General features: G+C 42.6%; 11 protein-coding genes. 3 read left to right on the top strand and 8 right to left on the bottom strand.

Going from position 1 to position 11605, the window contains the following annotated elements; translation table 11 throughout:
* Window positions 1-36 precede the first annotated feature (36 nt).
* The 8 genes from ATK78_RS09475 to ATK78_RS09440 all read right to left on the bottom strand — a co-directional run bounded on the left by ATK78_RS09475 (window position 37) and on the right by ATK78_RS09440 (window position 8462).
* On the bottom strand, window positions 37-723 hold the full coding sequence (locus ATK78_RS09475) for a LytR/AlgR family response regulator transcription factor (RefSeq protein ID WP_133575842.1): 687 nt from the start codon (window positions 721-723) through the stop codon (window positions 37-39).
* On the bottom strand, window positions 704-1837 hold the full coding sequence (locus tag ATK78_RS09470; RefSeq protein ID WP_133575841.1) for a sensor histidine kinase: 1134 nt from the start codon (window positions 1835-1837) through the stop codon (window positions 704-706). The genes ATK78_RS09475 and ATK78_RS09470 overlap by 20 nt, the downstream gene beginning before the upstream one ends.
* Before the next feature lie 133 nt (window positions 1838-1970).
* Window positions 1971-2531, bottom strand: coding sequence for a biliverdin-producing heme oxygenase (locus tag ATK78_RS09465; RefSeq protein ID WP_133575840.1), 561 nt, complete (start codon window positions 2529-2531; stop codon window positions 1971-1973).
* A 113-nt stretch (window positions 2532-2644) separates the two neighbouring features.
* Window positions 2645-3601 carry a hypothetical protein gene (locus ATK78_RS09460; protein ID WP_133575839.1) on the bottom strand — a complete coding sequence of 319 codons (957 nt, stop codon included), beginning with the start codon at window positions 3599-3601 and terminating at the stop codon, window positions 2645-2647.
* 2 nt (window positions 3602-3603) lie between these two features.
* On the bottom strand, window positions 3604-4563 hold the full coding sequence (locus ATK78_RS09455; RefSeq protein ID WP_133575838.1) for a hypothetical protein: 960 nt from the start codon (window positions 4561-4563) through the stop codon (window positions 3604-3606).
* A gap of 14 nt (window positions 4564-4577) precedes the next feature.
* Window positions 4578-5345, bottom strand: a complete 768-nt coding sequence (locus ATK78_RS09450; protein WP_133575837.1) for an HmuY family protein — start codon at window positions 5343-5345, stop codon at window positions 4578-4580.
* A 16-nt stretch (window positions 5346-5361) separates the two neighbouring features.
* Window positions 5362-6093: an HmuY family protein gene (locus ATK78_RS09445; RefSeq protein ID WP_133575836.1), complete on the bottom strand. Its 732-nt coding sequence runs from the start codon at window positions 6091-6093 to the stop codon at window positions 5362-5364.
* 5 nt (window positions 6094-6098) lie between these two features.
* Window positions 6099-8462: a TonB-dependent receptor gene (locus ATK78_RS09440; protein ID WP_133575835.1), complete on the bottom strand. Its 2364-nt coding sequence runs from the start codon at window positions 8460-8462 to the stop codon at window positions 6099-6101.
* A 341-nt stretch (window positions 8463-8803) separates the two neighbouring features.
* On the opposite strand from ATK78_RS09440, the gene ATK78_RS09435 reads away from it, so the two are divergent.
* Genes ATK78_RS09435 through ATK78_RS09425 form a run of 3 tightly spaced genes read left to right on the top strand, consistent with a single transcriptional unit; the run spans window position 8804 to window position 11547 of the window.
* Window positions 8804-9673, top strand: a complete 870-nt coding sequence (locus ATK78_RS09435; protein WP_133575834.1) for a heme/hemin ABC transporter substrate-binding protein — start codon at window positions 8804-8806, stop codon at window positions 9671-9673.
* A gap of 10 nt (window positions 9674-9683) precedes the next feature.
* On the top strand, window positions 9684-10718 hold the full coding sequence (locus ATK78_RS09430; RefSeq protein WP_133575833.1) for a FecCD family ABC transporter permease: 1035 nt from the start codon (window positions 9684-9686) through the stop codon (window positions 10716-10718).
* Entirely contained in the window at window positions 10705-11547 is an 843-nt protein-coding gene (locus ATK78_RS09425; protein ID WP_133575832.1) for a heme ABC transporter ATP-binding protein, read from the top strand. Before ATK78_RS09430 ends, ATK78_RS09425 begins: the two co-directional genes overlap by 14 nt.
* Window positions 11548-11605 lie beyond the last annotated feature (58 nt).

Genomic DNA, 11605 nt, shown 5'->3' with positions numbered 1-11605 from the left:
ATCGTCGTTTAAATGACCCATTTATTGAAAAAAGAATTAACGATTGCGATCAAAAGATCTTTTAAATCCTTCTCTGTATGTTCTTCCAATAGGAATTGTTTCCTGGTTTATTTTTAACTGGTGCATACCTGCCACATCAATGTGCAGGAGAGAGACAATAAATGACTTGTGTACCCTGCAGAACATCGAAGCAGGAAGAGATTGTTCTACTTCAGCTAGCGTGGTCATCGATATAATTTTACGCTGCTGCGTGACAAAGGTGATATAATTACCCGATGCCTCTATATAAAGGATATCGTTCAAATTAACCTGATATGTCTCCGGCCCGCTTTTTACCTGGTACAAGCGGTCTGGTAAGGACGGATCCCTTTGCTGGAAAACTGCATTTGCCTTATTCACTGCCTTTAGAAACCTTGGAAACTCAATGGGTTTCAGCAAATAATCTATAGCCTCAAATTCATAGCTCTGAACGGCATATTCTGCATAAGCGGTGGTAAAGATGACCAGCGGACGTTGCGGCAACGACTGCAAAAACTCAATCCCGGTAAGGTCAGGCATGCTAATATCCAAAAAGATCAGGTCTGCTTTTTCGTGCATCAGGAAATCTATGGCATCCAGTCCACTTCGAAAAGTGGTTAGTTTGCTAATTGCAGCTATACGCGCTGCATGAAGTCTAATGATCTGTAATGCCCTGGGCTCATCGTCAATTGCGATACACTTCATTTGTACTGGTTATTACCGTTAATACCACTTTAAATATATCCTTTTCTTCGCGAATCTCAAGCTTGTGCTTTCCAGGATATTGCAAATTCAGTAGTTTCCTTACATGATTTAACCCGAAACCTGCATACTTAACATCAGCACTGCCCATCCCGTGGTGAATCGAGTTTTCAATCTCAAAATGAATCTCATTATCTATTGAATGCATCCGGATATGAATGAAAGAATCTGCTTTAAGGCTAATGCCATGCTTAAATGCATTCTCTACAAAACCAATCAGAAGCATAGGTGCAATGGGTAAATTTAAATTGACATGCTGATCATCAAACCCGATACTGATCTTATCCTCTTTCGTAAAACGCAGCGATTGTAGTTTAATATAATCGTGAACATAAGCAATTTCTGTTTCCAGCGGGATATAAGCCACATTACTTTCATAGATGGTATACCTCATGAGGTGGGTGAGCTGCGCAATGCCGTCTGCCAGTTCGGTTGCATCCTTCTCTACAGCCATAGCATAGAAATTATTAAGTGTATTGAATAGAAAATGAGGATTTACCTGGTTCTTGAGCAATGCGAGTTCGGCAGTTATTTTTTCCAGTCTCTTTCCTCTATTCAAAACATAATGACGAATTAGCGCGTAAAGAATGGCTAAAAGAAATATATAACCAAACCAGATCCCGAGTGTCTCTAAATTCTCAGAATCAAAATAATTATCCAGCCCAAATGAGATTAGATCCCCACTGCTTTCAACAGCCATAAACACCGCATATTCAGCGATCAGGCAAAGTATAAGGTTTAGCAGCACCTTTAGGATCAGGGAAATCCATTTTTTACGGTTAAACGAAGGAAAAATTAAATATACGTTTATATAGAAAAAAAGCGCTTTAAAAGCAATCACAGTCAAGGGAAAAATAATGGATCCCGGATCTGCATGTTCTTTTTTCCAGGCCATGTATTGAATGGCATTCCAATCTCCTTTAAATTCAGATTTGTACAGATCTACCCAATAGCTTTCTACGCCATTATAAATTGCAGAAAGCAATAATCCCCATAAAATAATATGGATAAGGATTTCAAAATAGGCACTAAGTTTGTTTCTGCCAGTCCAACTCATTGCACTAAAGTAATCATTCTCCAAACGCAGTGAAAAAATGATTGACCAACACCCTGATTTTTTATGTAAACGACAAAAAAAGCCACTCTGAGGGGAGCGGCCTTTGAGGCGGGATTGTAAAAAGGGTATGTGGTTAAGCCACCTCTACTTCTCCAAAAACGTCAGAAAACTGCTGAAAGGTATCATTAGCAGAAAGAACGGCTATCGTTTCATCATCTTCTGTTTTAGCTTCATTATTCATTACGGCAACAAATTTGCCCCACATCATTCCGGTTGCTTCTCCATATCCGGAAAAGAAAGAAACACCGGTAGTAACACCATATTTCGCCAACATCTGAACAATGATCGGACCGCCCATAATAGAACCTTCCATTACATACATTGCACCTAGTGCCTGTAAAGTATTGGTAATTTCCGGTACGTTAACCGCAGGCAGTTCACTGACAGAAGCACCTAACTCTTCAATATCTTCTTTCAGATATTCAGAATTACGGCGTTCTGCATGATCCGGCAATAACTCATTCGTAATGTAGGGTGCTATGGCCTTTTCAACCGCATTGAAATAGGCATAGAAATGTTTAAGGAGGTCTGCATAATCAGCATTGCTCCGGATGGCCTTAAGTTTTAGCACTACCTTTTTTTCCAGGCCCTGGTGTGCTGCTTTAGTTGCTTCTTTGATGTTTGTACTTAGCATGTGTTTATAATTTTGTGTTACTGTTACTGGTTCATTTCCTGATCATTCAGCTGAGACGCTTATGGGACAACAACAATCTGTCCATAAATCAGCATTAGAATGCCGGCTGGTACTTACTGGGTTACTGTAATGGGAAAATTGGTAAAGGTTAAATTTGTAAAAGTTGCCGTATAATACTCACCAGGAGGATGATAGTACCGGATCCTGTTGTAGTTAGCCAAAGGCAGATCGGCAGGGATCTCTAAGGTAATACTATTCGGTGCTGCAGTTTTAAGCGTTACCGGTATATACGCAAGCGTAGTTGCATTGAACAGCTGAACTGAGGTTATTTTATCAAGGTTAACACCGCCAGTAATGGTTAGCTGTCCGCCTCTTTTTACGGTAACAGCTTCTTTAAATGAAGTTAGCGGTATAACCGGTTTTGTTTCCTGGATAACATCAAAATCATAAAAGAATTCAGTTGCTTTTCCACTGCTAACCACCTTTATCCTGTTATATGTACCTGCTGGTACTTCGGCGACACTGGAAACAACGATTGGCGTTACATTGCTTACTTTTGCTTCTGCCACCTCATTACTGGAATTGATATAGAACACTTTAACCTGGCCCGCAGCAGTATTGAAAAAATCACCGGCAATCTCTACAGCCTGTGTAGTAGTGGCGTAATTACGGCCATTTAATACGCGCGTACCGTATACCCTGGTAATTAACGGGTTTATTGGATTAATAACCGGCTTCAGGGTATAAGTTGATGTACTGCCATCTTCTGCCGTAACCGTATAGATACTTGTTTCATTAAAAGCAATAGCGGTGCCCGATGCAGGCTGCACAGTAGCCTTATCAGAAATGACAAATACCGGCGTAATTTGCTGAGGCATAGCTTGGTCCTGTGGCCAGTAAATCAAGATCTGATTATTTTCAACAACTCCTTTTAAAGGCGCTCCATTTGCATCCTCGATAGAAAAGCTTAGAATTTCATGGTAAGGCAAATCTGGGTAAACTTTCTTGCACCCATTCAAAGCAAATAAAAGGATTAGAAGCGTATAGGTATATTTTATGTTGGATCTCATGGTTATTTAGCAATAATGGTTAGTGGCCAGTTGGCGGTGATCTGTGGAAATCCGTCAAATAACAGATATGGATAATAGGTACCGGGGGTCATAGTATCCGGAACCCGGATGGTTGCATGTGTACGCGTGTAGCTAACAATAGGAAATTCTACCTTAACTCCATTAACAGGAACACTGAAGGTTTTAAAATTATGAAATACAGGTCCGGTCGTATGGATCACAAAGGTATCACCTTGTTTAGCGGTTATAGACTCATAATCAATCTGCGGCAGCACGTAATTTAGCGTAACCGGATACTTTAGATCTGTAGTGAGCGACTGCACCTTAACCCGAACCTTGTATCTACCGGGATCTAGTGTTTGCGGTACCCCGATATATCCCAGAGTATAGATCTTGCCCTCTGTTCCCATTTGCGGCACCACCGTTGCATTACCATAGCCGGTTACATGAGTCATTTCTGCTTCTTTCTCATTCGCATCAACCAGGAATACCCGTACCTTATTGGCATCATTGGTATTAAAATTACCTCTAATGTTTAGCATATAGAACCCGATTCCCCACGATGCCGTCGTGGTTTCCGTAGAAACCTCACTAACCACCAGTGGACCCATTTGCTGCATTTTAATGATCAGTTTGTACGTTGTTGTACTTTTATCAGCTCCTGTTACAGTATAGGTAGCCTTATCGTTCAGTACATCTACCGGCAATATTTCTTCGCTCAGTTTGGCACCTTCAGAAAGCCTGATCACCGGATCAATTACATCCAGCTGGTAGAAAAAAGGTATGTATACGGTTATCGTCTTATCTGTTTCGTCAATGGCACCACTGATCATTCCATCAGAAACCGGCACTTTAAATTCAAGGATCTTACTATTTGGCTGCTCAGGCAGGCTCATATTTTTTTTACAGGAAGCAAAGCTGATCAGGGCCAGCAATGCGCATATTAAAAAGTTTGGTTTCATGTATTGGATGGAGATTATTTAATTTCAAATTTTGTGCTTCCTTTTGGAACAATTACATATTCAAAGGTGAAAAACATATGCGGCGTGGTTCTAAACCATTGATCAGGTGTAAGCGCATTTTTATAGCAACTGATCATTTTTACTTTAGCATAGTTACCCTTAGCCGTACGTATTACAATGGTTCTTGCTGTAAGCTTTTTACCGTCGGTCATGGTCAGGGGTTCGCTTAATGCATAGGCCACGTGCTGTTTATCATAACGCTGATCAGACATCAGCCCTCCGCCAAAATCATAAAGATACCAGCCGGTACCCTCACCAAAGTCTCCATTAGCATCAGTACCAATAATGGTTCCTTTTAATTTAAAGCTTGCATCAGATGGAATATCGACCACCTCATTAAAAGGCTTCTCTATGATTGCAATGCCCCCGGTTCCCGGACCACCATAACCCAGGTTAGACGGGTCTACCCCACTATTTCCAGATAGAAAACTATTATATAAGCCATTAAAGCCAATATCCCACCTGGCCGTCTTTGCATAAGAAAGTGGTGTTTCTTTTTTGGTCTCCAGGCTGAAGTACGCTGCACCTTTAGGCACAGTTGGATTGGCATCGTCGGTTTCTACTGCAAAATTCTCTACCCGCTGCAGTTTGTAAAAAGGAACCGCACTGCCTTCAGGCTCCTCAGTCTCAGGAGTCGGATCATCAGATTTGGAACAGGACGTGAACAGCAATAAGGCCAGGGCAATAGTTGCTATTTGTGATGGGAGTTGTTTGAGGTTCATGTGATATAGTTGTTTATTAATTCGCTGTATTTAAGTTTTTACTGCCGTCTTGCTGTACAAAATACCTGAAGGTAAAGTACGGCGCAGGCCAGTTCAGATCAGTCACGGCCGGTGGATTGCCTTTATAGGCGTTTACCAGTTGCAGCTTGGCATACTTTCCGTCTGGCAGCCGGATAGCATAGGTACGATCAGGAATGGCCTGCATGATATGGGTATTCAGGCTGTAAAAGAACCACCCATTAGAGCTTACTGAAGATGCCCATCCAATTTTGTTTGCTTCACTGGCATTGAAATCTGCATCTGAAGGAGCCTGATTTACGGTGTTGTAAGCCTGTTCAAGCATCAGCACCATGCCTTCAGCTTCACCCTGATAACCCGGATTAAATGAATAATTTTTGTTGTTCACAAATACTTCACTATTGTAAGGGCCTGTAAATGCAAGATCCCAATCCTTAGTTTTAAGCCATTGTGCAGAGTCAGCAGCATTACGAATCCAGATTTGCTTCTGGTCTCTAAATCGGAACAGAAAAATATAGAACGGACGGTTTTCCTTACCCGGAGTGTTACCGCCCATAGATGCCTGGGTATCTCCTGCTAAATCCTTAATCACTGTGCTTTTTCCATCTTCAAGCGTTGAATACGGGTCTATTTCATCCTTTTTACAGGAAATCACAAGTATTGGAAACAGAAGTAAAAGCACAATCGCAGATTGCCTTTTTAACAACAGGTGTAATGATTTTATCTTCATAGGTATTAGTCTTTATAAAAACGGTAAGTAAGTCCAGCCAGTAAAATCCTGCCCGGCTGACCAGGCATGAGCGGATCAATATAATCTGCAAGATTATCAGCAGTAAGCCTGATGCTGAGGTGCTGGTTCATCAGCTTCTTCTCAACTGCCGCATTGATTAAGAAATAACCATCCACAAACGTATCGTAGCGGTCAATAAAATTGTTCCCATTGCGATCACCAAAAGGATATTTACCCCGATAGTTTACGCGGGCATTGATGCTGATATCCCATGGGCGATATACATAAAATGCCCTTAAATTGATCATGTGCCTGGATCGGTTTTCAATACCCCAGTAATCTGAAGGCTTTGGTGCGTAAGAGTTGCCGGTAGCAGGATCATGGATATTCTGACCATATGGCCAGTTTCCTTTACGGATGCTATCTTCCACACTCCGGTCTTTGGCAATCAGGTATTGATATCCGCCGCTGATCTCTAAATCCTTGAGCGGATTAATGACCACAGATGCATCTATCCCTTTATTCACTGCCTTTGGCAGATTCTGATAGGTATAAATTACCCGGTTATTCGTTCCTGTAGCAATTTGTATACTATTGATCTGATTTCTCAGATCATGATAAAAGACCCCGCCTTCTATCTTAACTGTTTGTCTGGGTTTCCACACAAAACCAGCATTTAAAGAGGTACTGCGTTCGGCCTGTAAATTTTGATCCAGTTGATTGAGCAGGTATTGCCTGATCTCACTGATTTGACCTTGCTGCTGAAGCTGATCCAGTGTTTCACGCAGCACGTCATTTCCAACAACAAGATAATTTGCTGTGGGGTTATAAAATACCAGGTACCTGGTTTTGAAATCAGGGGTTTTAAATCCCGTGCCTGCTCCTGCTTTTAGTGTCAGATTTGGACGTATGTGATATTGTAAACCGAAACTTGGATTGAGCTTGCCACCATAGTTATTGGTATGGTCATAACGCAGTCCCCCAACAGCCTCCAGTTTCTTGGTAATTCCCCAATCGCCCTGCAAATAACCAAATGCGTTACTTAATGTCCCGGCATCTGTAAGCGCGTCGTCATTCATGTTTTCCAAACTTCCGCCAAGACCAGAGGTGACTTTAATCCCATTAGAGAATGCATAAGCAAACTGTTGTTCAAAGCGATGCAGGGTTTGCGTAAATACCTCATTACTTACCTGAGAACCACTTCCCTGCCACGCAACGCTCATATCTGAAGAGTAGGTGGTTAAATAATACCGGCTCATGCTTCTTAAGCCTGATTCAAAATTATGATCAAATGTGGCGGATAGGTTCAAATCGGTTTCATCCTGCCTGTCCCCTGAAATATTCCCGAGACCAAAGTCCTTAGGCATGAAGGATTGACGGAGGGCATATCTGCCGCTTAAACCAACGGTACTCGTTTTGCTCAACCGGTACCGGCTGCGCCCTTGCAGCGCATAATTATCATAAGGAGGCGATGTTGTTCCAGATTGGATGTACTTTGGATTGGTATTGAAACCATCACTGCGGTAATAGTTTGCAGACAGGTTTACGGATCCGCGTTGTGCCGCGAAAGGGGTTTCTGCCTCAAGCGTAGCATCTGCTATATTCAGGCTCCCATAATTTATAGAAGCAAGTGCCTGCTGTTGTATGGCACCATGACGGGTAATGATGTTAATGGCACCACCTAGTGCTTCGCTACCAAATAAACAGGATGAAGCCCCCTTAATAATTTCAATACGTTCAATATTAGATACACTGATCCTTGACAAGTCAAAGTTTCCGCTATTACGGCCAGTCATCGGTTGCCCGTCAATCAGAACCATTACATATTCACTTCCAAATCCCTGGATCTGCACCCCTACAGCGCGGGCACCACCGCCTATATTATTTACAATAGCAATACCGGTTTGCTCTTTTAGTACCTCATCCAGTCTGCGGCTTCCCATAAGTTCAATGGTCCGGCGTGTAATGATGGTTACGGGCATCGCACTTCTCTTGCTTTTCAGCAAGTTATCAGCTGCTTCAAAACTTCCGGACACCTCTACCTCTTCGAGTTCGCTTTCGCCGGTTTCCAGAATGATGGCCAGAGCAGCCGCCTTACCCTCGTCAATAACAGCCTTTCCGGTAAAGGTTTTAAAGCCTACCATAGTTACCTTAACCTGGTACGAGCCTTTGTAAAGGTCTTTAAATAAGAACTTTCCCTGCTTATCAGTTTGCGTTAAATGCCGGTCTGGCTCCAGTAAAATGGTTGCCCCCGAAAGTGGCTTACCATTTTGGTCTGATATACTGCCGTGTAAGCTTCCTAATGACTGTGCAAAGGCATGCGTGCATATTAAAAACAGAAATAAAAGAAGCAGTTTACATCGTATCATTGCGGACTATTGGGTAGACGGCTTATTATTTTTAATCATTCTAAATAAACCCAGTGCAAATGTTTGAATACTTTTGATAATTTGGTGTATGCAATCCGCTTTATCACGTATGCAATCCGTTTTATTTTGTATGCAAAGTGGTCAGAAATGATCAGAACGCAAGGCTGGATACAACGGACAGGAGCGAAAAAACAACAAATAAGTAATTGATAAACAATAGATTAAACTAAAGACTCTTATTTAGAATAGAACAGAATTATATAATGCGGATTGCATATTTGATAATGGTCCTATTTGCGGAGCGTAAATTTTAATGCTTGTTTTGCAGCAGAATTTATAAAATGAACAAAATTTATTGCCTGTTGTTCCTGCTCCTGCTTACGGATTATCATGCAGGGGCTAACCTCAATATGCCTCTCCCTAAAGCTGACGCAGCACCCTTGCGGATCATTACCCTGGGTGCTGCAATCAGTGAAACAGTCTACGCCCTGGGCTATGGCAGCCGGATCGTAGCAACAGATGTAACCAGCTTATATCCACAACCTGTAAAGCAATTGCCAAAAGTTAGCCGCAACCGCATCTTGTCTGCAGAAGCACTATTATCATTCAGGCCAGATCTGGTATTGGCACCCGATGCAGACATCTCTAAAGAGATACGCTATCAGCTTAAAATGGCAGGCATAAAGCTCATTACATTTAAACAGCAGTTCAATACCAAAGGTGCCCTTGAGTTTATCCGGCAAGTATCCATGGCAGTTGGAAACCCTGCTAAAGGTGAAGAGTTGGTTAAACGAACTGAAAGCGCATTACTAGCAGCAATAAACCAGGTAAAAACCAATGCTAAGCGACCTAAAAAAGTGCTGTTCATCTATGCCAGGGGAGCTGGCACCATGACCGTTGCCGGTAAAGGCAGCAATATGGATGCAATCATCTCATTAAGCGGCGGTATCAATGCAGTTAAAGAATTTGCAGAGTTTAAACCGTACAGCACAGAAATGATGGTAAAAACCAATCCGGATGTAATCCTTCTTTTTGATTTTGGGCTCAACAGCCTTGGCGGAACAAAAGCTGTCCTCGAAATGCCCGGGGTATCTGGTACCAATGCAGGTAGAAACAAGAACATTGTGCAGGTAGACGGGCCATTAATGGTCAACTTCAGCACACGGCTCCCCGAAGCTATAAAAGTGCTGAACGAGAGAATATATCCCTAACTGCTGCTGAATGAAAAGAAAATTCATCTATATCTTTCTAATCCTTTCATTATTGGTATCCATTTGCTTTTCTCTGGCTATGGGAGCTATGGAGATTCCCATTAAAGAAGTCTTATTGATCCTTGGAACCAAACTGGGAATTTGCAGCCAGGTTTCTGAACCGCAGTATGAGACTGTACTGAACCTTGTTCGTTTACCACGCGTTGCACTGGGATTGTTAGTTGGTGCCGCATTGGGCATTTCAGGCGCTGCCATACAGGGTATTTTCCGTAATCCGCTTGCAGAACCCGGATTGATCGGTATTTCTGCCGGTGCCTCTTTAATGGCCGTGTTGGTAATTGTACTGGAGGTTACGGTCTTATCTACGCTTTCCAGTATAGTGGGGTACTATCTGGTTGCCATGGGTGCCTTTTTAGGTGCTGCAGTTTCAGCCGCCCTGGTTTACCATTTGTCAAAAAGCGAGGGGCGGCCAAATGTGGCCACGATGCTCCTTGCCGGCATAGCCATCAATGCACTATGCGGCGCACTTACCGGTCTGATTACCGCAAATGCGGATGAACAGCAGCTCCGTACCATTACCTTTTGGATGCTTGGCAGTTTAGCCGGGGCTACCTGGCAAACGCTCTTCTCCGTTCTGCCATTCATTTTAATTCCTTTGGCTCTTTTACCGGGACAGGGTAGAAAACTCAATGCGTTTGTGCTGGGCGAGAAGCAAGCCGATCAACTTGGAATGCGCACATCCAGGGTAAAGCTTAGGGTTGTAATCCTGTGTACAATGGCAGTAGGCGCTTCAGTAGCCGTATCTGGTATTATTGGCTTTGTTGGCCTTCTTGTACCGCATATGGTCAGATTACTCGGAGGGGTAGATAACCGGTATGTATTGCCTGCATCCGCATTAATGGGTGCTTTAGTGCTTTGCCTTTCAGACCTGCTGGCGCGGATGCTCACTGCGCCTATGGAACAGCCAATAGGTGTAATTACAGCATTAATAGGCAGCCCTGTATTTCTTTATATCCTCATAAAAGATAAAAATGCTAAAAGTTGAATCCCTGAGCTATAAAATTGGGAACCGTACAATTATAAACGGGGTAACCATTTCTTTAAGAAGAGGAGAGCTGCTGGCCATTACCGGTGCCAATGGTGCTGGAAAATCTACATTGATCAGTTTGTTAAATGGTGAAAAAACGGCCGCTTCAGGAAAGATCATGCTGGATGGAAAGTCAGTTCAGGATTATGAGCCGGAAGAATTGGCCAGAAAAAGGGCGACCTTAAGTCAGCATAATGCAGTAAATATGGCTTTTAGCGTAGAAGAAATCGTGATGATGGGGCGCTATCCTTATTTTACAGGAAAAGCCCGCGAAGCGGATCAAATTGCCGTAAGCGAGGCAATCAGTGTATGCGGATTAACTACTTTTGCAGAACGGTCTTATTTGAAACTCTCTGGTGGTGAACAACAGCGCGTTCAACTGGCCCGCATCCTTGCTCAGCTATGGGACCAGCCAGGCGGCTTGCTTTTACTGGATGAGCCAATAGCTGGTTTAGACCTCCTGTACCAGCAGCAAACATTAGCCATAGCCAAAGCACTTACCCGTAAAGGCTTTATGGTTATAGCTGTTTTACATGAGTTAAACCTCGCCGCACAGTATGCAGACCGGATTCTCATGTTAAAGGACGGACGCAGATGGAAAGATGGCAGTCCGGCAGAAGTACTTACCGCATTAGACATCTATAGCGTATTCGGGCTGGAAACAGAAGTAGTGATGAGTACAAAAACATTAACACCTTATATCATCGCTAAAGAAATAAGATTAGCCGCAGACGAGTTTAATTCGATGATCGTAAAAGAAATACCTGTTAAATCACAAGTTATTTAGAAAGATTATAAATAATATAGATATATTTGAGAAACTTAATCTGAATTATTCTTAACCC

The sequence above is a fragment of the Pedobacter metabolipauper genome, from assembly GCF_004362715.1.
Classification (GTDB): Bacteria; Bacteroidota; Bacteroidia; order Sphingobacteriales; family Sphingobacteriaceae; genus Pedobacter; species Pedobacter metabolipauper.
Note: the sequence above shows the minus strand (reverse complement) of the source record. Positions and strands in the feature narration are given on the sequence as shown.

Bases quoted from the DNA above. Each gene is read 5' to 3' on its own strand.
- ATK78_RS09475 (WP_133575842.1), bottom strand. From the start codon at position 723: ATGAAGTGTATCGCAATTGACGATGAGCCCAGGGCATTACAGATCATT.
- ATK78_RS09470 (WP_133575841.1), bottom strand. From the start codon at position 1,837: ATGAGTTGGACTGGCAGAAACAAACTTAGTGCCTATTTTGAAATCCTT.
- ATK78_RS09465 (WP_133575840.1), bottom strand. From the start codon at position 2,531: ATGCTAAGTACAAACATCAAAGAAGCAACTAAAGCAGCACACCAGGGC.
- ATK78_RS09460 (WP_133575839.1), bottom strand. From the start codon at position 3,601: ATGAGATCCAACATAAAATATACCTATACGCTTCTAATCCTTTTATTT.
- ATK78_RS09455 (WP_133575838.1), bottom strand. From the start codon at position 4,563: ATGAAACCAAACTTTTTAATATGCGCATTGCTGGCCCTGATCAGCTTT.
- ATK78_RS09450 (WP_133575837.1), bottom strand. From the start codon at position 5,345: ATGAACCTCAAACAACTCCCATCACAAATAGCAACTATTGCCCTGGCC.
- ATK78_RS09445 (WP_133575836.1), bottom strand. From the start codon at position 6,093: ATGAAGATAAAATCATTACACCTGTTGTTAAAAAGGCAATCTGCGATT.
- ATK78_RS09440 (WP_133575835.1), bottom strand. From the start codon at position 8,462: ATGATACGATGTAAACTGCTTCTTTTATTTCTGTTTTTAATATGCACG.
- ATK78_RS09435 (WP_133575834.1), top strand. From the start codon at position 8,804: ATGAACAAAATTTATTGCCTGTTGTTCCTGCTCCTGCTTACGGATTAT.
- ATK78_RS09430 (WP_133575833.1), top strand. From the start codon at position 9,684: ATGAAAAGAAAATTCATCTATATCTTTCTAATCCTTTCATTATTGGTA.
- ATK78_RS09425 (WP_133575832.1), top strand. From the start codon at position 10,705: ATGCTAAAAGTTGAATCCCTGAGCTATAAAATTGGGAACCGTACAATT.